This is a genomic window from Salinirubellus litoreus (genome assembly GCF_037335815.1).
GTDB classification, from domain to species: domain Archaea; phylum Halobacteriota; class Halobacteria; order Halobacteriales; family Haloarculaceae; genus Salinirubellus; species Salinirubellus litoreus.
Window position 1 is genome coordinate 632,764 of the sequence record NZ_CP147841.1, and the last position, 24,066, is coordinate 656,829.

The following is a 24,066-nucleotide window of genomic DNA, read 5'->3' on the forward strand; positions in this document are numbered from 1 at the left end:
ACTTGCCGACCCGGCAGCACGTCCCGGCGTGCCCGGACGCTCCTCGCAGTCGAGCCCCCTCCAGTACGTCGGTGTCGCGGTCGCGCTCGTCGCCGTCGTCGGATCGGTCGCCCTCGGGTGGGAGTTCGGCGGGACCGGTGACACGACCCCGCTCGTGCTCGGTGGAACCTGTGCCGTCGTCGCGGTCGGATGGGCGCTCTATCGGCAGGCGTAACCGAGCGAGTCGGCCGAGGGCTGCCGGACGGGCGCGTCGTGTTCGACCGACCCCGGCCGGTTGGCGGGAGCCGTTCGGACGGCCAGAAAAGATATGCGTACGAACCACATCGGTTACGTTCGTGACAGGACGGCCCTTCACAGAATCATGAGTCTACAGTGCCCGGACTACTGGACGATGCAGGAGGCGATACGCGAGCTGTCCGACCAGGTCGATGCCGTCGAGCAGTTCCGGCAGCGATCCCCGCTTCCTCCGTATTCGGATTAGTCGCCCCGGTCGCCGGTGGGGCCAGTACGAACGATCTAACGGCCGAGATCTGACAGGTAGCACCGTCGCCGCTGACGGCCGGCTGCTCTCTCGGTGAGGTGGTCGTGAATCCGTCGCCGCGGGCTCAGAACGGCAGGAACCGGTCGTACGTCTCGTCGATGTAGTCGTTGATCCGGTCGCCCTCGGGACTCCCCCACGGGTTGCGCGAGAAGTAGTACATCGACGCGAGGACGACCCCGATGACGAGCGCGTACCCCGGCGCGACGGCGCTCACGAGGAACGTCGCCACGCCGGCGATGACGCCCGACAGCAGGATGTCGACGATCTGGTAGGCCACGCTCATGCCGGTGAGTACGGCCGGGGGCGGTATGTGGCCCCCGGTTCCGGCTCCGGTTCATCCACTCGACGGGGGCGGCGGACGTGAGCGACGTGCGGAGTCGCCCTCGTGTGGGACGGGTCGACCTCGAAAGCGGAATAGGGACCGAGGGAGGCACGGTGACGGTGTCTTTTTGCCCACGGGTCGAGCGTGGGAGGTATGCTCCAGTGGCCCGACGCGACCGTCTACGAGGCCCTCGCCGAGGTGGCCGACGAGCGGCCCGATCGGACCGCGGTCGTCTTCGAGGGACGGCACCTGAGCTACGCCGACCTGCTCGACGGCGCGCACGCGACCGCACGGGCGCTCGCGGCACGCGGTGTCGGCGAGGGCGACACCGTCGCCGTCTGGCTCGGCAACCGGCCCGAGTGGCTGACGATCCAGTTGGGAGCCTCGATGGTCGGGGCGAGCGTCGTCGCCGTCAACACCCGCTACCGCGCCCACGAACTCGAGTACATGCTCGCCGACTCGGGCTGTTCGCTCCTGTTCACCGAGTCGGAGTTCCTCGGCCGGGACTACCTCGACCTGCTCGCCGAAGCCGTCCCCGAGGTCGACGAACCGGACCCGTTCCCCACCGGATCGTTCCCCGAACTCGAAGGGGTCGTGGCCGTCGAGGGGCGTCCCGAGTATCCGGGTGTCACCGCCCACGAGGCGTTCCTCGACGCCGGTGGGGGTTCGATAGAGCCGGCGACGGACCCGCTTGCACCCGCGGCCGTCTTCTACACCAGCGGGACGACGGGCGACCCGAAGGGCTGTCTCCAGTCGAACCGGTCGCTCCTGAACCACTCCTACGCCGTGGGCGAGCACTTCGGCCTCGACGATTCGGACACCGCGCTCGGGATGATGCCGTTCTGCGGGATCATGGGCTACAACGCCTTCCTGAGCGCGCTCGTCCACGGCATCCCGCTGGTAGTGCTCCCCGCGTTCGATGCCGAGCGGGCGCTCTCGGCCATCGACGAGCACGGCGTGACGTACGCCTCCGGGACCGACGCGATGTTCGAGCGGATGCTCGACGCCGACGGGTTCGCCCCCTCGCGCGTCGCGTCGTTCGCGCGGGGCGCGGTGTTCTTCGCCGGCGGGTTCGACGACACGACGTTCGAGCGCATCGAGGCGGGGTTCGGGTTCCCCGTGGTCCAGCCCTACGGGCTCTCGGAGGCCAACAGCCAGGTGTTCGTCGGCGATCCGTCCGACCCTCCCGAACGGCGCAAGCGCGTCGGCGGGCCGCTCGTCCACCCCGACGAGGAGGAGGCCCGTATCGTCGACCCCGAGACGGGTGAGACCCTCGACGCCGGCGAGCAGGGCGAGCTCCTCCTCCGGGGGTACAACGTGATGCTCGCCTACCACGACAAGCCCGGGGAGACGGACGAGACCCTCGACGATTCGGGGTGGCTCCACACCGGCGACCTCGCCGAACGCGACGAGGACGGGTACCTCTACTACCACGCTCGCCTCGACGACGCGCTCCGCGTGCGGGGGTTCCTCCTCACGCCGCGGGACGTCGAGCGGGCGATCGAGGCGTTCGACGGCGTCGACCGCGCACAGGTCGTGGGCGTCCACCACGAGCGCCACGGCGAGGTGCCGGTCGCGTTCGTCACCCTGCGCGAGGGGGTCGAGACCGACGAGGCGACGCTCCGCTCGTTCCTCGACGACCGACTCGCCGACTACAAACACCCCGACGCGATCCACTTCCTCGACGCGTTCCCGACGACGGAGGGACCGAACGGCGTGAAGGTGCAGAAGTCGAAGCTCCGCGAGCGGGCGATGGAACGGCGGTCCTGATCCGGGGACGTCGCGTTTCGGAGGAACTACTAAGTCGGCGTCGTCCCTCTCCGGCTCGTGTCAACAGAGATCGTCCCGGGCGTCCACGACATCACCGTCCGCGAGGACGCCAACGGCCGACGCTATCGCGCGTACCTCGTCGAAGACGACGGCGAGGTGCGGAGCGCCTCGGAGAGCCGGACGGCGTCCGGCGGCGTCCCGACGCTGTTCGACGCGGGACTCCCCGATACGACCGACGCGCTGTTCGAGGGGATCGAATCGGCGGGGCTAGCTCTGTTGAAATCCTATTTTCTCGATACTCTTCGTTCCAGAATAGCCGTTAGGCAGGTGGAGAACTAATAGTTAGAGAAACCCCAGTTTCGATGGATAGTTAGGCGAGCGTGCTGCATACACAGCGCGTATCGGTCACGAGTGAGTGGTGTCAGTCGAGGTGATCGGTCGTCACACCTTTTTCACCGAGTGACCGCAAGCATTCGCCGATCAGAACATGACCGACTATCTAGGTCTGTCCTGGCGAGATGTCGGGGCGGGCCTCGCCGCCGGCGGGTCGGCGCTCCTCGCTGCCGTTCTGGTTAACCTCTGGAACTTCGTTCAGACGTTCAGGGCCCGAAGATTCGACTCCGCTATGCTAGCGGAGTATCGGCGAGGAAGTGAGATCTTCTTCCTCGGGGTGATCGTCACACCGGTCGTCGCTCTCATCGTAGCGACCGTTGTCTGGCGTGTGATGATGCCAGATGAGCCGGACCCGCGCTACGGCGCCGTAGCAGGCGTCGTTTCAGCGGTCGGGTCGCTCTTCATATTCGCAGCTCTGATAGGCTTCATGTTCTCTCTGAGTCAGATTTCCACTGGCGGACTCGCTGGTGCGCTCTCCGAGTTCGTGTTCCTCACTGCTCTAATCGCTGTATTCGGGGGTATCATTACTCTCCCCGTTATCGCCCCAATAGGGGCCATTGTGGGATACGGATACGAATGGCACTTGATCCGAAGGTAGAAAGCTCCGTTGAAACCCTATTATCCAGATATATTCTCGCCTGAAACAGCCGGTCGATGAGAGCTGCAAGCCTAGCGATGAGGTTATGTATAAAATTCTATTTGTAAACATTATGTCTATGTCACGGCGTTCTCGGTTCATCATCTACGAATCTCTCCTGATCATTCTTGGATTCGCTATCGCTGCTCAGGTAGCGCCACCAGATATCTACAGCCAGATTATTGGGACGTTAGTGATCTTAGCAATCACACTCCCACTCTCGTATTGGTTGGTCTACAAACGTCAGTAACCGATACGCGTCTTCTCTATACTGACTACAGCAAGGCAGAATGTATCACCTGTTGAGAATTTCAACAGAGCCACGGGGCTCGAACCCGAGCGGCTCGTCCTCACGCACGCCGACGCCGACCACGTCGGCGGGTTCGACGCCGCAGTCGAGCGATATGGCCTCGAAACGTACGTCCCCGAGCAGTCCGACCTCGACACGGAGAACGAGCTGGATCACCGGTACGGCGACGGCGACCGGATCGGCGGGTTCGAGGCCGTCTACGTCCCCGGACACCGCCACGACCACCACGCCTTCGTCGACGAGGAGCGTGGCGTGCTCGTCGCCGCCGACGCCGTCTCGGGGGGTTTCCCGAGGACTACCTCCTCCCACACGCCGCCGTCTACGCCGAGGACCTGAAGGGGACCGAGCTGAGCCTCGATCGGCTCCTCGACTACGAGTTCGACGCCGCGCTCGTCCACCACGGGACGAGCGTCACCGAGGGCGCGCGGAAGGTGTTCGACCGCTACGTGAACTTCCCCGGGCGGCCCGACGAGCCGGTGAAGTAGGGCGGCTCCCGCACGGTGGCGCGGAGCGTGTGAGTCCGGGTCGGCCACGCGGGGTTCGATCACTACCGCCGGTTCAACCACGCCGCGAACGGCTTGCCCGTCGACGCGCGCTCGATGTACTCCCGCTGAGTACGGGTTATCGCCTCGTCGAGCGACGCGCCGGCGTCGAGGCGCTCGCGGGTACGCGATCGCTTCCACGCGCTCGGGGTCGTCCGTGCGGCCCACCGCGCCTCGATCGGCTCCAGTAGCTCCGCTATCCGGCGTCTCCCGAGACCGCGGTCCACGAGCCCCTCCCGTGCGAGGTCGAACAGCTCCGGGTAGATCTCCTCGGCCTCCCCCGTCCGGTCGCCGTCCCGGGAGATCCACGCGAGGTCGGCGTCGAGTCCGTCGCGTGCGGCCGCGTACGTCGCGTCCCTGGCGGCGTCCCACGGGAGCGAGGCGACCGGGTGGTCGCTCGTCACGATCCCGTGGACGACCCCGACGACGAGCGCCTGGAGACCGACCACGTCGGCGGAGCCCGGTTGAGAGGGCAGGAGCCGGTGCTCGATGCGGGGCCCCTCCGGCCCGAGCACCGGCCGTACCCACCGCCAGCAGGTGCTCTGTTTGTGGAGTAGCTCCCAGTGCTCGGCGGCGAACCCGTCTCGTGGATCGTCGTCGACCCACTCGCGGAGGTACGGAGCGCAGGTCCGATCGGCGACGAGGCGGTCGACGACCTCCGCGGGCGTCCCGAGATCACGGGGGAACCTGACCTTGCCCGGCGAGCCGACGTTGATCGACTCGAAGATCGGGAGCCTGAGTTCGGAGGCACCCGCGAGGACCGTCTCCGCGTCGACTCCCGCCCCGTAGAGGTCCGGCGGGAGGAACGGGGAGTTCACCGCGAGCGCGAGAATCGGCCCGGCCGCCCGGAGGGTGGCGTTGAAGTACCGGGGGAAGGCCGCCGTCGGCGGCTGGAGGTGGACCTGCATCGAGGTGGCGAGTGACTCGATCATGATCGTCGGGAAACGCCGTCGGCACCCGGGAACGTCGAGTTCGACCGGCCCGTGAGCGGTGATATCGGCGTCGAGCGCGAGGTAGCGCGGGGCCTGCGAGGCGTTCGACGGGAAGGCGAACTCGGCGACCTGGTCGACCTCGCCCAGGTAGGCAACCGATCCCTCCAGGGGTGGTATCGTCCACATCCCGTCGGTGACGAATCGGAGGTCGGCCGCGTCGAACGCCCTCCGGACGCGCCCCACCCGTCCGTCGAGTTCGGTCGCCTGCGTGCCGAACCCCCCACGGTCGAACCCCGTCCTCGAGGTGTTGAGTTCGGCGTTGTGGCGGCCCAGTTCGCGCTCGCAGACCGACCCGAACACGGCGTCGGGGACGCGCGCCAGCTGGCCGTCGGCGTCCGTCGCGTACCCCTCCAGTTCGAGGCCGAGCGCGAACCCGGCGTCGAACCGCCCTCCTTCGAGGGCCTCGCGGACGGCCTCGGCCTGCGCTTCGACCCGGCGGTCGAACTCGCGGTGGGTCGCCTCCCGGCGAGTCTCCCTGACCGTCGCGAGGGTGTCCATGCGCCTCCTGGTCGGGCGACCAACATGAGAGTTCGTGTCACGCATCACGGGTGGCCGCCGACTATATACGACGGACGGTCCACGACAGGCTACATGATGGACGCGGACTCGGGAACCGACGGAGCCGTACCGAGCGCGAGCGAGGACGGCGGTCCACGATCGGTCGAGACGAACCTCTTCCTCACGGTGTCGGGACCGTCCGGCTGCGGCGCGACGACGGTCTGCGAGGCGCTCTCGGAGGCGATGGACTGTGGCTACGTCAGCGGCGGACAGATCTTCCGCGACCTCGCCGAGGATCGAGGGATGAGCCTCACGCAGCTGGTCGCGGAGGCCGACACCTCCGGCGATATCGACCGCGCGCTCGACCGTCGGCTCCGGACCATCGCCGAGAAGTGGGGGACCGCGAACAAGGCGTTCATCCTCGAATCCCGGCTCGCGGGCTGGCTCGCGGGCAACCGCGCGGACCTGCGGATCTGGCTCGACGCCCCCGAGGAGATCCGCGTGGCGCGGACACGTGACCGCGAGGAGATGGAGGCGGAGATGCGCGTCCGGGAGGTCCTGGAGGCCGGCCGCTACGAGCACGAGTACGGCGTCGACATCTCCGACCGGTCGTTCTACGACCTCGCGATCAACACCGCCCGGTGGGATCCGGAGGGGGTCGTCGATCTGATCCTGACGGCCGTCGAGCGGTACGACCCCGAGGCCGACGAAGGGGCGTTCCCGACACGGGACGTCGACCTGTAGGAGGCGTCTCGACCACGAACACCGCCCCGAGCGGCGAGTCGACCGGGCCGTTTCCGATCGGGACCGGCGCGGCCGCCCACTCTGTAACCCTTATCGGTACCGGGACGCGTAGGGGTTCCTACATGGACCGGTCCTCGCTCGACTGGCGGCCGACGGGCGTCGAACTGGCAGTGCTCGTCTCGGGGCTCACCAGTATGGGCCTGGAGATACTCGCCGGTCGGCTGCTGGCCCCCGAGTTCGGCAGCAGCATCTACACCTGGGGGAGCATCATCGGGGTGTTCCTCGCGGCGCTCTCGCTCGGTTACTACCGCGGCGGCCGGCAGGCCCGCGAGGCGACCCGGTCGAACCTCGCCACCCTCATGCTCTGGTCGGCGGGGTACGTCGCCGTCCTCCTGCTCGTCGGCGACCTCATCCTCCGGGCCACGGGCTCGTTTCCCGTCCCGGCACGGTTCGCACCCCTGCTCCCGGTGACGCTCCTGTTCGGCCCGCCGGTGTACCTCCTGGGGTTCATCAGCCCCTACGCCGCCGAACTCTCCGACCGCGAGACGCCGGGGGCCGCCTCCGGCCACGTCTACGCGCTCGGGACGGTGGGGAGCATCGCTGGCGCGTTCCTCACCACCTTCTTCCTCGTCCCCTCGCTGTCGGTCCAGACCGTCGGGATCCTGTTCGGCGTCGTGCTCGTCCTCGCCAGCGTCGGGCTCTCGCTCCCCTCGCTCGCGCGCGAGCGGCTCTCCCAGATCGGGGTCGTCCTCGTCGTCCTCGTCGCGGTGGTGATGACCGGCCCGATCGGCGCGGCCGTCGTCGGCGACACCGTCTACCGCACCCAGACCCCCTACCAGTCGCTCGCGGTCGTCGACGACGGCGACGTGCGGACGCTCTACCTCGACGGCCAGCCACACAGCGCGATGGACCTCGACGAGCCCTACCGCCACGTCTTCGACTACACCCGCTACTTCCACATCCCCCTGCTGATGACCGAGGACGTCGACCGCGTGCTGTTCATCGGCGGCGGGGGGTTCACCGGCCCGAAGCACTTCGCGGAGATGGGTATCACCGTCGACGTCGCGGAGATCGACCCCGTGGTCGTCCGCACGGCGGAGGAGTACTTCGGGGTCGAGGAGTCCGAGAACCTCGACGTACACACCGTCGGCGGCCGGCAGTTCCTCCAGGAGACGAACCGAACGTACGACCTGATCGTCCTCGACGCGTACAAGCGCGACAAGGTGCCCTTCCAGCTGACGACGGTCGAGTTCATGCAGTTGACCTCGGAACACCTCGACGAGGACGGCGTCCTGCTCGCGAACGTCATCTCGGCACCGAGCGGCCCCGCCTCGAACTTCTACCGCGCCGAGTACCGCACGATGGGCGAGGTCTACCCGCAGGTGTACGCCTTCCCGACCTCTTCCACTGGATTAGTCCAGAACATCGAACTCGTGGCGACGAAGAACGCGAGTCGGATCACGCAGGCGGAGCTCCGGCAGCGCGCGAGGACCCGCGACGTCGGCGCGGACCTCTCACGGGCGGTCGGGTTCTACCGGACCGACGTCCGGACCGGGGACGTGCCGGTACTCCGGGACGGCCGCGCGCCCGTCGAGCAGCTGCTCGACCCGATGGCCGGCCGGGCGTACGTCGTCGAGGAGGAGAACGGCACGACCTCGACGTCGGCGTCGGTCGAGCGCCGTCGGGCCGTGCGGCCGCCCGCGGCCCCGCCGTAGCCACCCCGACCCGTCGAAGGCGCGGGCGCACAGCGCCGTGCGTCCCGTGGTCCGGGTCGCCGGTGTCGTCGGCTTGATGTGTCCTCGTTCGGACTGAGCGTCCATACAGTCAGACCAGCCACACCCCCAGGTGCAGTCACTCCTGGAGACGGTCGCGGCGGCCGACGTACTCCCGCTCCACCAGTACGGCCCCGAGGGCGCTCGCGAGGTGTCCACGGAGATGCGCCCGGACGTCGACGGGCCCGGGGTGGGCGGGGTGACCGACCGGACGGTTCCCGGCCCCGACGGCGAGGAGGTCCCGATCCGCGCCTACCGGCCCGAGGGCGAGGGGCCGTTCCCGACGGTCGTCTTCTTCCACGGGGGCGGGTTCGTCATCGGTGGGCTCGACAGCCACGACGTACCCTGTCGACACCTCGTCCGCGAGAGCGGCTGTGGCGTAGTCGCGGTGGACTACCGCCTCGCGCCCGAACACCCGTTCCCCGCGGCGGTCGAGGACGCCTACGCCGCGTTCGAGTGGGTCGACGCGAACCCGGAGGAGGTGGACGGCGACGGCCGCCTGGCGGTGATGGGTGACTCGGCGGGCGGGAACCTGGCGGCCGCCGTCTCGCTGATGGCCCGCGACCGCGGCGGCCCCGAGATCGACCGCCGGATGCTGGTCTACCCCGCCGTGAGTCCCCGCGAGGACTGATCCTCCCGGGAGGCCAAGGCCGAGGGGTACTACCTGGAGGGGTCGGACATGGAGTGGTTCGGCGACTGCTACTACGCGAGCGACCTCCACACGGCCAACCCGTACGCGTTCCCCCTGGTCGCCTGCTCGCACGCGGACCTGCCGCCGGCGACGGTCCTGACGGCGGGGTTCGACCCGCTCCGCGACGAGGGCGCGGCGTACGCCGAGGCGCTCGAGGACGCGGGCGTGGACGCCGAGCACGGCAACTAGAGGGGATGATCCACGCGTTCTTCACGATGCTCGCCGGTCCGGTCGAACTCGACCGTGCCCACGAGGCCGTCGCGGACGTCGCGGGCGACCTCCGAACGACGTTCGACCTCGGGTAGCGGAGGTCCCGGACGCCGCCGGTGCCGGCCTCAGGCCACGTTCTTCGGCCGAATTCACTCCGGTTCCGCGACGGTCATGACGGGGACGGGGGCGGAGCGAACGGTCTTCTCGGCGACGCTACCGAGCAGGATACGGTCCGTGCCGCGTCTCCCCGTCGTGCCCATCCCCACGGCGTGTACGTCGTTCGACTCGATGCAGTCGAGGATCACCTCGGAAGGCGTTCCGTGTTCGACGTGGCGGACGGTACTCGTCACCCCCTGTGCCTCGGCCGCCGAGACGACGGTCTCGACGGCGTTGGTCGCGGCCTGTTCGCTCTCCTTCCCGGAGACCGTCGACCGAACGTCCACCCCGAGTGTACTATCGTCTACCACGGAGAGGACGTGCACGGTCGCATCGAGTGCCGCGGCGAGCTCGACGAGGTGATCGGCGGCGTGCGTCGCGGCGGTGCTCCCGTCGGTCGGAACGAGGAGGTTCTCGTAGGGGAATTCGAGCGTCTCGTCGGGCTGCATACGGGCCGAGAGAACGGGAACCGAGGAGAGCCGGACGACCTTCTCGGAGACGCTTCCACCGAGGTATCGCGAGAGCCCCTCGCGGCCGTGGGTCGGCATCACGATCAGGTCCTGATCGTACCGCTCGGCGTAGTCGACGATCGTCGGGGCCGGATTGCCCTGGACGATGTCGGTGTCGTACGACGTTCCGAGCGTGTCCAGCGTTTTCGCGGCCTCGTCGACGATACCCTCACCCTCCCGTTCGAGCGCATCGACGGTTTCGCCCTCGACGACGGTGACGCTGTCGCGCGTCGTATCGGCGACGTAGAGCACCTGGATCGTGGCGTCGGCCCAGTGAGCGATCTCGCTGGCGTGGTGGAGCACCTGGGCCGCACCGTCGCTACCGTCGTACGGGAGGAGAACGTTCTCGTACATGATCCGGTGGGCGGGAGGTACGGCTGCCGATCCCTAATGGGTTTTCACTGTCCCCGACGCGAGCGGCATCTAGCCACAGCGGATCTGTCGGGAGGGATCGTCACCCATCAGGAATTCCGGCCGCCGGGACGCTGCCGGTCAGTCGGGATCGTCCTCGTTCGCCACCGACTCCTCCTCGATCGGGGCGGCGGTTTCGGGGTCGACGGTCACCCGGACCTTCTGTATGCGGGTGTTTTCCACCTGCTCGGCCCGCAGTGTCACGTTCTCGTAGTCGAACTCCTCGCCCTGTTCGACGAGACGGCCCGCACGGTTGAAGATGAACCCCGCGATCGTCTCGAACTCCTCGCCCTCGGGGAGGACGATGTCGAGTGCCTCGTTGACCTCCTCGATGTTGACCTCGCCGCGGACCAGCACCTCGGTGTCGCCGACGAGCTCGATCGGGTGGTCCTCACCACCCACCAGTATCTCGCCGACGATCTCCTCGGTCATGTCCTCCATCGTGATGAGACCCTCTGTGGCACCGAACTCGTCGACGACGATGACCATGTGCGTCCGGTTCTCGCGCATCTCCGCGAGGAGTTCGTCGACGTTCTTCGACTCGGGGACGTGGAGCGTCGGGTTGACAACGTCCGCTACCTCGAGGTCGGGGAAGGTATCGTAGCTGGAATCGTCCAGTTCACGGATGTCGAAGACGCCGATCACGTCGTCCAGCGAGCCGTCGTAGGCCGGGAGACGGGCGTGCCCCGACCGGATACACTGCTCGATGGCCTCCTCGACGGTCGCATCCCCTGGGATGGCCGCCACGTCGAGGCGGGGGGTCATCACCTCCTTGGCGGTGGCGTCGGTGAACCGCAGGGCGCGCTGGAGCATCTGGCGTTCCTCCTCGTCGAGGACGCCCTCGCGCTCGCCCGTCTTGATCATGTTCCGGATCTCGTCGCGGGTGACGTACGTCGATTCGATGGACGCGCTGCCGCCGGTGATCCTGTTCACGAGGCCCGTCAGGTAGTAGAACAGGACGATGAGCGGCCACAGCACCTTCTCGACGACCTTCAGTCCCCGGGCGACGCGCCGTGCGTGCAGTTCGGTGTTCTCGACGGCGTAGGACTTGGGGGCGCTCTCGCCGAATATCAGAACCATCGACGTGATACCGAGCGACGAGACGATGACTGCCGTACTCGCGTCGAAGTAGAAGCCGACGAGGGTGGTCGAGATGGAGGACATCGTGATGTTGACCATGTTGTTCCCGACGAGGATCGTCACGAGCAGACGATGAGGGTCCTCCTTGAGGGATCTGACCGCGCGCGCGCCACGCTTGCCCTCCTCGACCATCGCGTCGATCTGGTGGGCCGGCAGGGAGAACAGTGCGATCTCCGACGAGGAGAAGAATCCGGACCCCACGAGGAGCATCAGGATCATGAGGACACCGACGAGGGTGACCCCTGTCTGCCCCAGTTCGACACCGACGATGGGCACGGTGTACAGTGTGGTACTGGCCTCAGATACCGCTACGAGTACGGATGCCATCATCGGTTCCGCCTATCACTCGAACGGGAAAGTAACCCCGGGTAACGGAGAAAGGAGGTCACGACCGGCGCTCGTACGTGGCCTGGTTTTCTTCCGCTCGTCTTTCGGTCGTGCGTCGAACGTCTCGGGTCGAAATCCCACGGCAGAAAGCCTCCGAGCGGTACCCATCCTCTCGCTCGGACGAACGCGGGGGTATCGACGATCCCCCCGGAAGAACCACCAGGGAGGATCGAGGTCAGTTCTATCGAGCGAGTGTCGCTACTCCAGCGCGCCGACGTTGCGGGCCAGCACGCCGACGCTCACCAGCGCGATGAGCCCGCCCGCGGTCAGCACCGGGTTCAGCCCGCCCGCCGGGACGCCTGCGATGAGGACGATCAGCCCGACCACGATGCCCACCAGCGGTCCACCGAACGCGACCGTCTCCTGGTCCATGCCATCCAGTACCCGTCCTCGATAGTAAATCCCTAGCACGGATCACGGGGCCGTCAGTCGTCGACGGACTCCGCGTCGGTCTCGGCGTCCACGTCCCGCTCGGAGGTGTCGACCGTCGGTCCCGGTCCGCGGGCCGGAGCACCGCTCTCGACGACGCCCTCGCGCCAGGTCCCCCGCCGGAACCAGGCGACGGCGAGGAGGAACGAGCCGAACGCGGCGGTCGCGTACGCCCACCAGATGCCCGACGCGCCCATGCCGAACCCCGATACGACCACGCCGCCGGGGAGGGTGAGGGTCCACGCGAACGCGAGGACGAGCGCCACCGGCACGCGGAGGATCCACCGCGAGAGGAAGGAGAGCGCCATGGCGACCTTGGTGTGGCCGGCCCCCCGGAAGGCTCCCTGGATGGTCATGACGCCGCCGAAGAAGGCCCACGAGGGGGCGACGACGCGGAGGAAGACGACTCCCTCGGCGACGACTTCGGGATCGGCGACGAAGACGCGGATCGCCGCGGCGGGGAAGGCGAGGACGAGCGCGGTCGCGCCAAGCAACAGGCCCATCGTCCCGGCGGTGGCGACGAACGCCACGCGAGCGGCGCGGTCGGGCGTCTTCGCCCCGAGGTTCTGTCCGACGCCCGTCGCCGTCGCCTGGCCGACCGCGCCCGCGACCGACCACGTCACCGACATCAGGCGGACGCCGACGCCGTAGGCGGCGGTCGCGGCGGGGCCGAACCGGGCGACGAACCCGGCCATCGCGACGGCGGCGAAGCTCCGCGCCCACCCGTCTAGGGTCGCCGGCGAGCCGATGTCGATCAGCTTCTTCAGCACCTCGCGATCCGGCCGGAGGTCCGAGAGGTGGAGTCGGACGCCGAACCCGCCGTGCAGGAGCACCACGAGCCCGAGGGCGACGGAGGCCCCCCGCGAGAGGAAGGTGGCGACGCCGGCCCCGAACGTCCCCCACGCGGGGAACGGCCCCCACCCGAGGATGAGGAACGGGTCGAGGACGACGTTCGCACCCGCCGAGAGTACCATCAGCCACATCGCGGTCCGCGTGTCGCCCGCGCCCTGGAGCGAGGCGCGAAAGGCGAAGAAGAAGAACGTGAACGGGAGCGCGAGGAAGATCACCTCGATGTACGCGAGCGCCTCCGTGAACACCTGGCCGCGCGCGCCGATGAGCGAGAGGAGCGGCCGACGGATCGCGAGTCCCACGAGCGCCAGCACCGCCGAGACCGCGAGCGTCAGCAGCACCGTCTGGGCGACGACGTGGTCGGCCCGCCGGTCCTCGCCCGCGCCGACGTACTGGGAGACGAGCGCGATGGTCGCCGCGGTGATACCCATCGCCGTCGAGACGAACATCCACGACAGCGGAAACATGAGCGAGACGGCCGCGACCGCCTCGGGGCTCACGCGGCCGACCCAGAACATATCCGCGAGATTGTAGAACGTCTGAAGCAGGTTGCCGAGCACGAGCGGCCAGGCGAGCTGGCCGAGTCTGGGCGCGATCGCGCCCGTGGTCATGTCGACGCGGCTCCGCTCCTTCGCTCCCACGAGTGGTTCGTCCGGACGACCGCCCCGGTTTTAACCCCCCGGATCGGAGCCGCCGTCCCCTCGGATCAGATCGAGGCGTCCGAGCGGTGGTACGGCCCCGCGCGGACGGCCTCGGCCAGCCGGGTCAGCTCCGTCTGGGTGAGCCCGTCGTCGACCTCGGCGAACAGCGCCTCGACCTCCTCGCGCGGGAGCTTGACCGTCGACGCCTGGTCGACGGACTCCCGGCTCCGCTCGCGGAGTTCGCGGAGCGTGCCGAGCGCGAGCAGGTACGGGAGTCCCGCGGCCTCCAGGAGCATCGCGTCCCCCTCGGGGACGCACTCCAGGTAGCGGCGGGCTCCGGGCGCGTAGGTCGCGGCGTGATCGACCAGCCGCCGGACGACCCGGTCGACCGCCGCCGACCGGGAGGCGTCGCCGACTGCGGCGTGGTCGATCCCCTCCTCGGCCAGCCACTCGGCCGGCAGGTAGACGTTGTTCTCCGTCTCGTAGTCGGCGCGGACGTCCCGGGCAACGTTCACGAGCTGGAGGAGGAGCGCGAACGCCCGGGCGTCCTCGGGGTCGGGCGTCGGCCAGCCGGTCCCGTAGTACTCCAGCAGGTTCGTGAACAGTTTGCCCACGGTGCCGGCGACGTACCAGCAGTACTCCTCGAGCTCGTCGATGGTCCGCAGTCGGAGCCCGCCCTCGTCGGCGTAGCGCCGGAGGAACCCCGCCATCCCGCTGGCCATCTCCCGGACGACCGGCCGCATCGCCGCCTTCACCGGTGGATCGAAGGAGTCGAAGACACGGAACACCCGGTCGGCGTCGACGACGACCTGCCAGTCGGAGTCGTCGTCCTCGGCTCCGGGGTCGTCCGGGCGGACCGGCTCGACCGCCTCGAGGAACGCCTCGACGTCGGTCTCCTCGGCCGGGTCGAGGACCGCGTCGTACGTCTCGAGGAGGTCAGCCCGGACCCCCGGGGGGATCGACGGGTCGTCCTCGACCGTATCGGCGATCCGACAGAGGAGGTAGCCGGTGCAGACCCACGACGCGACCGGCTCCTCGAGAAGGTCGATACTCAGGGCGAACGTCCGGGAGACCGACTCAACGGCGTCGAACGTCCACGCCCGGTCGGAAGTGACACCCGGCGCTTCGCTCATCGGCCGTACAGACGCCGCCCCGGTCTATAAAAGCCCGGTTGTCAGAACCGGGCGCAGTCGTCGGAAAAGGGTTCCGATCGAGGTTCCGGAGCCCCGAGACGGCCGAACGTCCCGCGGTGACCGAGCGCGGAGGCGACTATCGGGCGGCTACCGGGCGACTACCGAACACCGTCCGCGGCGGCGACCAGCTCCTCGACGCGGCCGACGCTCACGGGTGCCGTCGTCTCGCCGCCCTCCTTCAGCGCCGTACCCACGACGACGCCGTCGGCGATCGAGAGGAGTTCGTCGACGTTGCGGGCCGTGACGCCGCTGCCGACGAACACCGGGGCGTCGAGGCCGAGATCGTCACGGCGCTCGACGGCCCGCTCGACGTCGGCGAGCGCGGTCTCCCGGCCGGTCCGGGCACCCGAGACGACCACCCCGTCGGCGAGCCCCCGCTCCGCGGACTCGGCCAGCGACTCCGCCTCGTAACCCGGGTCCGCCAGCGGTGCCGAGTGCTTCACGTCCACGTCGGCGAGTATCCGCACCCCGCTCGCGTCGATGCGCTCCCGGAGCCGAGCGGTCTCGTGGGCCCGCCCCTCGAGTATCCCCTGGTCGGCCACGCGAGCGCCGACGTGGACGTTCACGCGGACGAAGTCAGCACCCGAGGCGGCCGCGACGGCGACCGCGGCCGGACCGTCGTTCCGGAGGACGTTGACGCCGACCGGGAGTCCAGCCGACTCGCGCACCGTCCGCGCGAGGCTCGCCATCTCGGCGACGACGGGTTTCGGGACGTCCTCGGGGTAGAACGGCACGTCGCCGAAGTTCTCGACCATCACCGCGTCGACGCCCCCGGCCGCGAGCCGCTCGGCGTCCCGGCGGGCCGACTCGTGGAGCCCCTCGCGACCCGCTTCGGGATCGTACCGGGGCGCGCCGGGGAGCGGCGGCAGGTGGACCATCCCCACCACCGGCTTCGACGCGCCGAAGGTCGAGTTCGTCTCCATGACCGGGGACTCGACCCTGGTTCCCTTAATCCTGGCCGAGCCGCGGGAGTCGGATCCACTCGTCCTCGGCCGGATCGTGGGGCGACACGGCCGGCCGGAGCCGTCGCGACCGTCGAAGGCGCTAACCGTCGGCAGGTCGATACTCCCGCATGGCTCGTACTCCCCGGACGCCCCCCGGGAGCCCCTTCGTGGGGAACGTCCTCCGGTTCGCCCGCGACCCGCTCCGGTACCTCGACGCGGTGCGGGATGCCTACGACGATCCGATCGTTCGGCTGTCGGGGCCGGGCGGCGACGTCTACCTCGTCCTCTCGCCCGAACTCGTCCGGCAGGTGCTGGTCGACGCGGACGCCGAGCGACGGACCCGACGGGACGGCGGGCCCGGCGACCCGGGCTACGTGAAGGCCGACCTCCGACCGGAGCTCACCGAGCCGTTCCTCGGGGAGGGGCTCCTCAACAGCGAGGGGGGCTCCTGGGCGGACCAGCGAGGGCGGCTCGATCCCGCGTTCTACGCCCCCGCGTTGCGCGGATACGTCGGCTCGATACGCGAGCACACCGCCCGGATCGCCGAGGACTGGCGCGGGGAACCCGACCGGGACGTCCACGCCGACATGACCGACCTCACGGTCCGGGTGATCGCCGAGACGCTCCTCGGGACCGAACTCGACGCCGGCGACGTCGCCACGGTCGAAGCGGCGATGGACGACCTCTCCGAGTCGTTCGGACCCTCGCTGAGCCGTGCGGTGCTCCCCTCCTGGGCCCCCCGACGTCGGCCGGCGGGGTTCGACCGCGCGATCGAGGACCTCGACGCGCTGGCCGGGCGGATCATCGAGGGACACCGCACCCCCGATCCGCCAGCGGACGTCGTGACGACGCTGCTGGCGGCCGCCGACGCCGGCGAGATAGCGGAGCGTCGGGTGCGAGACGAGGTGGTGACCCTCCTGCTCGCCGGCCACGAGACGACCGCGCTCGTCCTGACCTACGCGTGGTTCCTGCTCTCGGGCGACGAGAGTGGGGCGACGACCGATCGACTCCACGAGGAGGTCGACGCGCTCGACGGCCCGCCGGACTGGGAGGACCTCGACTCGCTCCCGTACACGGAGGCGGTCGTGAACGAGTCGATGCGGCTCTACCCGCCGGTGTGGGCGCTGTTCCGCGAGCCGAGGGGTGACGCCCGCCTCGGCGACTACCGCGTTCCCGCCGGGACGCCGCTGATCCTCCCGCAGTGGGCGATCCACCGCGACGGTCGGCACTTCGAGGACCCGCTCTCGTTCCGACCGGAGCGCTGGCTGGAGCGACGACCGACCGAGACGGCCGCGTACTTCCCGTTCGGGGCCGGCCCGCGCGCCTGCATCGGACGGGGGTTCGCGACCGTCGAGGCGAAGCTCGTCCTCGCGACGCTCGCCCGCGAGTTCGACGTCGGGGTCCACGAGGGGAAGCTGGATCTCGACGTCGCCATCACGATGCGGCCGGAGGGACCGGTCGGGGCGCAGGTGAGCACCCGTTCGTCGTAGGTACCGGAACGCTACCCGGTCGGGAGTTTATCTACCGGGCGTTCCCAGTGATGACGTGGACCGAACCGTCCGTGCCGTGGTCGCCGACGCGCTCCCGGAGGCGACCGTCTCGGGGATCGAGACGCCGGCGACGGGCAACAGGAAGCGGACGGCGTTCGTCTCGCTCGCCGACGGGCGCGATCTCGTGGTCCAGACCCGACCTGCGAACCCGGAAGACACGGGAGCGGGACTGGCGACCGAGGCCCGTCTCGCACGCGAGATCGACCGCCGGACCGAGGTGCCGGTCCCCCGCGTCCTCGCCGGCGGGACCGTCGAGGGCTTCGAGTACCTCCTCACCGAGCGGGCCCCGGGGGAGGACCTCCACGCCCGGTTCGTCGATCTGTCGCGGGCGGACCGCGAGGCGACCGTCCGGTCGATGGGACGGTGGCTCGCGGCCCTCCACGACGCCTTCGCGTTCGAGGGGTACGGATCGGTGGTGCTCGGAGGCGACCGGCTCCTCGTCGCCGACCCCGTGACCGACTGGCGGGCGTGGTTCCGTGGCTACGTCGAGCGGGCGCTCTCGTCGCTCGTCGACGGCACGAGCGAGAGCCTCGCCGGCCTCGCATCCCGGGTCCGCGAGGCGGTCGACGCCGGGCTCGCGGACCTGCCGACCGACCCGGCGGCGCGGCTGTTCCCGTGGGACCTCCGTCCGGGCAACGCGACCGTCGGCGGCGGGACGGTGACGGCGCTGCTCGACTGGGGCGAGCCGCTGGCGGCCGCACGCGGGCTCTCGCTGGCGAAGTCGGCGTACGTCACCGCCGACTGGTACCTCCCCGGGGCGGCCGACCGGCTCCGGTCGGCGTTCCTCGACGGATACCGCGACCGACTGGCGCTCCCCGACCGGTCGTCGACGGAACGGCGGCTCTACCGGATCGCGGCCGTCGTCGCCTCGGCCGTCGACTCCCGGGGCTGCGTGACCCGCCCGCGCTACCCCGAACTCGGTGACGAGGCGGCCGCGGCGTTCCACCGCCGGCACCTCCTCGCGGCACTAGACGGTGAAACGCCCGTTTGAGTGATCGTTCGGTTGATATGCTCCCCGTCGTTACCATCAGGTGCCGCCCGGGGGAACGCCCCCACCCCCGGGACGCCCGGTCCCTCCCTCCCCCTTCGCCGGGCGTGCGAGAACGCGCCGCCCGACCACCGGTCCCCGGATTCGATCCGGCTCCCGCCCTCCCCCCCTGTCAGATCCGGCCTCCACACGGTATCCAACCGAGCTGGTCGGGGGTGCGTCGCCGGCCACACGCTCCTTCCCACCGAAAGGTGGATTCAAACCGCCCCCCCGCACAACCCGGCCGTATGTCCGGGTCGGAGCTCGCGGAACGGGTCAGACAGGCACTGGACGTCGACCGCGAGGAGTTCGAGCGGCGGGTCGCGGACGAGGTCGAGGAGCTGAAGCGTGAGCTCCACGAGGGAGCGTTCGACAACCCCCAGGCGATCGTCGGGTTCGAGTACGAGTTCTACGCGGTGAACGCCGAGACGGACGCGCTGATGCGGGTCCCCCGGCGGCTGCTGGAGTTCATCGGCTTCGAGAAGGAGCTGGGGCTGCACAACGCGGAGATGCAGACCACGCCCCAGCCGCTGTCGTCCTACGGCCTGCGCGCGACGACGGCGGAGGTCCAGGCGAAGCTCGACGCCGCCCAGCGCGAGGTCCGCAACGAGGGGATGCGCCTGGTCAGCGACGGGATGTGGACGGTACCGCCGATCGGCGAGACGGCACGGTCGTACCTCGCCGACAGCGTCGAGGAGGACGGGATCAGACTCGCGACGGACATGTCCGACTCGGTTCGCTACCACGCGATGGCGAACACCGAGTTCGGCGCGACGATGTCGCTCTCGGCCCCGCACGTCGAGCTCGACGCCGAGACGGTGATGCCCGAGAGCCTCATCACCTCCATCCAGCCCCACTACCAGGTCCCCCAGGCGCAGGACCTCCCCGAGTACTTCCGGTACGCCCTCCGTATCGCGGGGCCGCTGGTCGCCCTCGCGGTCAACTCGCCGTTCTTCCCCCCGGACCTCTACACGGCCGACCCCGAGGTGGTGTTCGCGGACTGCCCGATGGAGAACCGCGTGAGCGTCTTCGAGTCCGTGCTCAACCCCCCGGACGACCCGAAGGTCCGCTTTCCCGAGGACATCGAGAACGTCGAGGAGGCGGTCGACGCCATCGCCGGCGACCGGACGGTCGTCCCCATCCTCCAGGAGCCGACGGGCCGGTTCGACGACCGGTTCGCGCACTTCCGGCACAAGCACGGTACGTTCTGGCGGTGGGTTCGACCGGTGTTCGACGGTGCCTCCCGGAAGGCGGCCAACGCCCGCATCGAGTTCCGCCCGCTCCCCGGCCAGCCCACCGTCCGGGACTCGGTGGCGCTCCTGGCGGTCTACGCCGGCCTGATGGAGTCGCTCCCCACCCGCGAACACCCCGTCTACGACCTCGACTGGACCGACGCCCACGAGAACTTCTACGCCGCCGTCCAGAACGGCCTCCGGGCCGATCTCGAGTGGATCACCCGGGACGGCGACCCGACGACCGATCCCGAGGTCGTCTTCGGCGAACTGTTCGAACACGCCCGAGACGGCCTCGAACTCCGCGGGCTCGACGAGGCCGAAGTGGATTACTACCTCCGGCCGCTCGAACGCCGGGTCGAGCTGGGCGTCACCCCCGCACGGTGGAAGTACCGCGAGGTCAGGAGCCGATACCAGCGAGGCGTACCGTTCACCGAGGCGATCTGGGGGATGCAGGCCGACTACGTCGACGCCCAGTCCGAGACGCTGATCGAGGGCTGTTTCACCGACTGGCTCGGGGAGTAGATTCCCACCGGGGAAAACGCCTTGAGCGCCCTCGCCTTGCGGGCGACATGGACGAACGCGACGGGCCGACGGCGGGGGGGCTCCTGCGGCGGGCCTGCGAGAAGCACGCGGATCGCCCGATAGCTACCTTCGAGGGCGAGACGTGGACCTACGGCGAGGCGTGGGAGCGCGGCGGGCGGCTGGCGGTCGCCCTGGGGAACCGTGGCATCGAACCGGGCGATCACGTCGGGACGATGATGTCCAACCAGCTGGAGTACCTCGCGGCGAACTTCGCCTGCGTCCGGGGCGGGTTCGTGCACGTCCCGATGAACGACATGCTCACCGCCGAGGAGTTCTCGTACATGCTCTCGGACTCGGGGGCCAGGGCCACCATCGCGGGGGGGAACTTCACCGGGACGCTCGCGGACATCGAGCCGGAGCTCCCCGACCTGGAGCTCGCGGTCGCCGTCGAGAACGGCGTCGGGGAGCAGGTCCCCCTCCAGTCGCTCGTGGCGGAGGCCGACGGGGACGGAACCCGCGACGTCGAGGTGGGGGCCGACGACATGCTCCGGCTGTGTTACACCGGTGGGACGACCGGCCGCCCCAAGGGCGCGCGCCACACCCACGGGACGCTGGCGATGGATATGATGGCCCACGTAATGGCCCTCGAGATACGCGACGCCGAGGAGGTGCTCGTGACGACGCCGCTCCCCCACGCCGCGGGCTACATGCACCTCGCGGCGCTCACGCAGGGCGCACACCTCACGCTCACGCAGGGGTTCGACCCCGAGGGATTCCTTGGGATCGTCGACGACGAACCGATCTCCTGGACGTTCCTCGTCCCCACACAGATATACCGGCTGCTCGACCACGAGGCGCTGGCCTCGACGGATCTCTCCTCGCTGGAGACGGTCGTCTACGGCGCGGCACCCATCACCGCCGAGCGGCTCACGGAGGCCCTCGACGCCTTCGGCGACGTGTTCGTCCAGATATACGGCCAGACCGAGATGCCCGACATCGGGATGGTCCTCCCCAAGGGGGACCACGTGATCGGCGAGACGCGGATCGAGTCCTGCGGGAAGCCGGCCGCGATGGTCGACGCCGGCATCGTCGACCCCGAGCGCGAGGATCTCGACTTCCGTGAGGCGGGCGAACCGGGCGAACTGGTGATGCGCTCGCCCTACGTCATGGACGGCTACCACGGGAAGCCGGAGCAGACCGCCGAGACGATCGTGGACGGGTGGCTCCGCACGGGCGACGTCGCCCGACGCGACGAGGCCGGCTACGTCTACCTGCTCGACCGCGCGAAGGACATGATCGTCTCCGGGGGGATGAACGTCTACACCACCGAGGTCGAGGACGCCCTCGACGAACACCCCGGAGTGAGACAGGTCGCGGTGATCGGCGTCCCCCACGAGGACTGGGGGGAGGCCGTCCATGCCGTCATCGTCCGCGAGGGCAACCTCACCGCCGCCGATCTGAAGGAGTTCGCCGACGGGAAGCTCTCGGCGTACAAGAAGCCCAAGAGCGTCGAGTTCGTCGAGGAGATCCCCACTACACCCTATGGAAAGGTCGACAAGAAGGCGCTCCGGGAGCCCTACTGGGAGGGCTCGGACCGACAGATAAGTTGAGCGGTCGGGTCCGGTTGGAACAACACCAACGACGGGCCACATCTCCCTGTTGGGTTGACCGAGCGCAACGAACACAATCCTCTCCATACGGAGCGACTGGTGTGGGTTGCAGATGTACCAGTACCAACGAGATCGGCGAGCACGTGCCCCCTTCGTCACCGAGATGATCTCTCATGAACGCACCACTAGTTGAGACGACGTTGGAGGTGCCATCCCTCCCGACTGACCCCCACGTGGCAGTCATCTCTAGGAAAACCGCGACCGTGGCCGGGACAAAGTAGAAAGACTACTCAGAGGCGACCCACGTACACTCAATCTGTTTACGCGGTGAATATTCAGAATATTTCCACTTCAACTTCGATTTTCTTGCCATCGATAGTCCGTGGTCCTTCGAGATCTGCCTTTATGTTGTGTCTATCATGAATAAATGAATCTGGATCCCAGATTATTATTATGAGATTATTGCAGTTCTCGTGAGCATGGTAGCTCCCTATATCTATTTTCAACTCGTCCGCCACATTCTTTCCATGAGTTTCATTCCGTACATATTTGAGTTCAATTCCTGTTGATATCTATGGAATAACAATATCAACCCGTTTTGAAGAGCCAGCATGCTTTGGAGTATATTCTTCTGTCCGTGTATCAAGGAAGATTGGTTTTATTATCGCATATAATAAGTCGTGAATGTCCTGTTCATCGTTGATTTCAAATGGGGGCCGGTTTCCGTAACGATTCTGGAGGGCATGTACAGATGTTTCTAAGTTCTGAGTGACTTTTCGCAATATAGCACGATTGTCAAGCGATCTATTTTCATCAACCAAATGATATCTTTCTTTCTCATGACCTGACGTCAGACTCTCCAAATCAGCGGTCATGAAGTTTGCAAAGCTAAACGATTCTCTCTGAGTATCTACTCTTGGATCCTCTATTACTCTTTCCCGAGCCTTGCTGTTGGATATCTTATTTAGCGCTTCTCTTCCAGAGCATCCCGAATCAGTATAGTGTAGGTACTCTTCATAGGCTTTTGCTGCTTCAACATACTCCACTATTTCTGGTGGTTTAAATGGCACACGACAGTACCGAAACTCGTCAAACTCCTCAAACCAGAATTGAGCGAAAACACAACCTTCGCTTTCTAATGTTTCTAAATCCTGCAACCCCCGCTCAGGAAAATATTCAAACTCATAGTCGAAGTATCCCATGGTACATTGAATCTAGGAGAGGGGTAATAGCTTTCGACAGATAAATTCAGTCGGTATAATGCCTGACTACACTTGTGTGTCATTCTGGAACTGTCTGGGACCCAGCGCTCTCTTCATTGCCGTAATTATACTCGAAGTGTAAGCATCGGTACTCGGTCGGTTTCAGACCTACCGAACGACTACGTCAAGATCGGACATCATGGCCCGGCGGCTCCACAGGTAGCGCCCGAGGACGATCCAGGCGAGGCCGTAGAGCAGCATCGGGCCGGCCCACGGGTCGGCTCCCTCGCCCATCACGTAGGTGGTGAACGCGATGGCGAACGGAACGCCGACGGGCAGGGCGGCGACGAGCAGCCAGGCGACGATACGCGGGCTCGTCGAGGCGTCGCTCCGCAGCATCGCGATACCGAGCGCCAGCATCCCGATCGACGCGGCGAGGAATCCGAGCAGGAACGCCAGGAAGCCGGCCTCCGAGACGGGAGGCATCGTGAGGGTAGTCACGACCAGCCCGACCGAGGCGGCGATCCAGCCGAGGCTCAACAGACCGAATCCGACCGTTGCGAGTCGGCCAAACCAGCCCCGCTCGCTCGCGTACAGCGCCGGAAGCGCGAGCGCGAGGACGAGCATCGCGACCGTGCCGAACGGCTCGACGTACTCGAACTCGGCCTCGTTCAGGACGCTGAGCAGGGCGAGTCCCGTAACCGCCATCATCGCTCCGCCGACGAGCCCGGCGAGGGCGCTCGCTCGCATCCATCGCCCGGTCGTCGGCTCTTCGATATCCCGTACTTCGTACTGAGTCATGGTGTCTTCCTGATTCCCGTAGAATCGACCCGAAGACG

The 24,066-nt window shown here is 67.9% G+C and carries 20 protein-coding genes and 3 pseudogenes; 12 read left to right on the forward strand and 11 right to left on the reverse strand.

Annotated features, from left to right (window positions below; translation table 11 throughout):
• Window positions 1–28: 28 nt before the first annotated feature.
• On the forward strand, window positions 29–214 hold the full coding sequence (locus tag WDJ58_RS03140) for a multidrug transporter (RefSeq protein ID WP_338916169.1): 186 nt from the start codon (window positions 29–31) through the stop codon (window positions 212–214).
• Window positions 215–605: 391 nt separating this feature from the next.
• On the opposite strand, the gene WDJ58_RS03145 is transcribed toward WDJ58_RS03140, so the two are convergent.
• Window positions 606–824, reverse strand: a complete 219-nt coding sequence (locus tag WDJ58_RS03145; protein ID WP_338916170.1) for a hypothetical protein — start codon at window positions 822–824, stop codon at window positions 606–608.
• Between the two features lie 192 nt (window positions 825–1,016).
• Between WDJ58_RS03145 and WDJ58_RS03150 the strand changes: the two genes are divergently transcribed.
• The 4 genes and pseudogenes from WDJ58_RS03150 to WDJ58_RS26315 form a co-directional block, all read left to right on the forward strand.
• Entirely contained in the window at window positions 1,017–2,633 is a 1,617-nt protein-coding gene (locus tag WDJ58_RS03150) for a class I adenylate-forming enzyme family protein (RefSeq protein WP_338916171.1), read from the forward strand.
• A gap of 57 nt (window positions 2,634–2,690) precedes the next feature.
• Window positions 2,691–2,972 carry a hypothetical protein gene (locus tag WDJ58_RS03155; RefSeq protein WP_338916172.1) on the forward strand — a complete coding sequence of 94 codons (282 nt, stop codon included), beginning with the start codon at window positions 2,691–2,693 and terminating at the stop codon, window positions 2,970–2,972.
• Window positions 2,973–3,120: 148 nt separating this feature from the next.
• Window positions 3,121–3,624: a hypothetical protein gene (locus tag WDJ58_RS03160; RefSeq protein WP_338916173.1), complete on the forward strand. Its 504-nt coding sequence runs from the start codon at window positions 3,121–3,123 to the stop codon at window positions 3,622–3,624.
• A 310-nt stretch (window positions 3,625–3,934) separates the two neighbouring features.
• A pseudogene (locus tag WDJ58_RS26315) lies at window positions 3,935–4,039 on the forward strand (hypothetical protein); the annotation flags it as partial.
• Window positions 4,040–4,170: 131 nt separating this feature from the next.
• Here WDJ58_RS26315 and WDJ58_RS03170 read toward each other — a convergent pair.
• Together WDJ58_RS03170 and WDJ58_RS03175 are read right to left on the reverse strand one after the other, a co-directional pair.
• Window positions 4,171–4,374: a hypothetical protein gene (locus WDJ58_RS03170; protein ID WP_338916175.1), complete on the reverse strand. Its 204-nt coding sequence runs from the start codon at window positions 4,372–4,374 to the stop codon at window positions 4,171–4,173.
• Window positions 4,375–4,520: 146 nt separating this feature from the next.
• On the reverse strand, window positions 4,521–6,005 hold the full coding sequence (locus WDJ58_RS03175; RefSeq protein ID WP_338916176.1) for a hypothetical protein: 1,485 nt from the start codon (window positions 6,003–6,005) through the stop codon (window positions 4,521–4,523).
• A 96-nt stretch (window positions 6,006–6,101) separates the two neighbouring features.
• Here WDJ58_RS03175 and cmk point away from each other — a divergent pair, with 96 nt between their 5' ends.
• The 3 genes and pseudogenes from cmk (at window position 6,102) to WDJ58_RS03190 (ending at window position 9,401) form a co-directional block, all read left to right on the forward strand.
• A complete protein-coding gene (gene cmk / locus WDJ58_RS03180) occupies window positions 6,102–6,749 on the forward strand; it encodes a (d)CMP kinase (protein WP_380661552.1) in 648 nt (215 codons plus the stop codon).
• Window positions 6,750–6,871: 122 nt separating this feature from the next.
• Complete coding sequence (locus WDJ58_RS03185; RefSeq protein WP_338916178.1) at window positions 6,872–8,464, forward strand: spermidine synthase; 1,593 nt, start codon at window positions 6,872–6,874, stop codon at window positions 8,462–8,464.
• 220 nt (window positions 8,465–8,684) lie between these two features.
• Window positions 8,685–9,401: pseudogene (locus WDJ58_RS03190) on the forward strand (alpha/beta hydrolase).
• Window positions 9,402–9,571: 170 nt separating this feature from the next.
• On the opposite strand, the gene WDJ58_RS03195 reads toward WDJ58_RS03190, so the two are convergent.
• The 6 genes from WDJ58_RS03195 to WDJ58_RS03220 all read right to left on the reverse strand — a co-directional run bounded on the left by WDJ58_RS03195 (window position 9,572) and on the right by WDJ58_RS03220 (window position 16,060).
• The gene (locus WDJ58_RS03195; protein ID WP_338916179.1) at window positions 9,572–10,441 is read right to left on the reverse strand and encodes a universal stress protein; all 870 of its coding nucleotides are present in this window, start codon (window positions 10,439–10,441) and stop codon (window positions 9,572–9,574) included.
• Between the two features lie 138 nt (window positions 10,442–10,579).
• Complete coding sequence (locus tag WDJ58_RS03200) at window positions 10,580–11,968, reverse strand: hemolysin family protein (protein WP_380660149.1); 1,389 nt, start codon at window positions 11,966–11,968, stop codon at window positions 10,580–10,582.
• 255 nt (window positions 11,969–12,223) lie between these two features.
• On the reverse strand, window positions 12,224–12,397 hold the full coding sequence (locus WDJ58_RS03205) for a hypothetical protein (RefSeq protein ID WP_338916180.1): 174 nt from the start codon (window positions 12,395–12,397) through the stop codon (window positions 12,224–12,226).
• A 53-nt stretch (window positions 12,398–12,450) separates the two neighbouring features.
• Entirely contained in the window at window positions 12,451–13,914 is a 1,464-nt protein-coding gene (locus tag WDJ58_RS03210) for an MATE family efflux transporter (protein WP_338916181.1), read from the reverse strand.
• A 95-nt stretch (window positions 13,915–14,009) separates the two neighbouring features.
• Entirely contained in the window at window positions 14,010–15,077 is a 1,068-nt protein-coding gene (locus WDJ58_RS03215; protein ID WP_338916182.1) for a phytoene/squalene synthase family protein, read from the reverse strand.
• Between the two features lie 158 nt (window positions 15,078–15,235).
• On the reverse strand, window positions 15,236–16,060 hold the full coding sequence (locus WDJ58_RS03220; RefSeq protein ID WP_338916183.1) for a BtpA/SgcQ family protein: 825 nt from the start codon (window positions 16,058–16,060) through the stop codon (window positions 15,236–15,238).
• A gap of 149 nt (window positions 16,061–16,209) precedes the next feature.
• On the opposite strand from WDJ58_RS03220, the gene WDJ58_RS03225 reads away from it, so the two are divergent.
• The 4 genes from WDJ58_RS03225 (at window position 16,210) to WDJ58_RS03240 (ending at window position 22,025) form a co-directional block, all read left to right on the forward strand.
• On the forward strand, window positions 16,210–17,571 hold the full coding sequence (locus WDJ58_RS03225) for a cytochrome P450 (protein ID WP_338916184.1): 1,362 nt from the start codon (window positions 16,210–16,212) through the stop codon (window positions 17,569–17,571).
• Between the two features lie 55 nt (window positions 17,572–17,626).
• Window positions 17,627–18,622, forward strand: a complete 996-nt coding sequence (locus WDJ58_RS03230; RefSeq protein ID WP_338916185.1) for a phosphotransferase family protein — start codon at window positions 17,627–17,629, stop codon at window positions 18,620–18,622.
• A 284-nt stretch (window positions 18,623–18,906) separates the two neighbouring features.
• Complete coding sequence (locus WDJ58_RS03235; protein WP_338916186.1) at window positions 18,907–20,415, forward strand: hypothetical protein; 1,509 nt, start codon at window positions 18,907–18,909, stop codon at window positions 20,413–20,415.
• Window positions 20,416–20,462: 47 nt separating this feature from the next.
• Complete coding sequence (locus WDJ58_RS03240; RefSeq protein WP_338916187.1) at window positions 20,463–22,025, forward strand: AMP-binding protein; 1,563 nt, start codon at window positions 20,463–20,465, stop codon at window positions 22,023–22,025.
• A gap of 335 nt (window positions 22,026–22,360) precedes the next feature.
• Here the strand turns inward: WDJ58_RS03240 and WDJ58_RS03245 are convergent.
• Both WDJ58_RS03245 and WDJ58_RS03250 read right to left on the reverse strand, forming a co-directional pair.
• Window positions 22,361–23,227, reverse strand: a pseudogene (locus WDJ58_RS03245) (hypothetical protein).
• Window positions 23,228–23,395: 168 nt separating this feature from the next.
• Entirely contained in the window at window positions 23,396–24,028 is a 633-nt protein-coding gene (locus WDJ58_RS03250) for a hypothetical protein (RefSeq protein WP_338916188.1), read from the reverse strand.
• Between the last annotated feature and the right edge of the window lie 38 nt (window positions 24,029–24,066).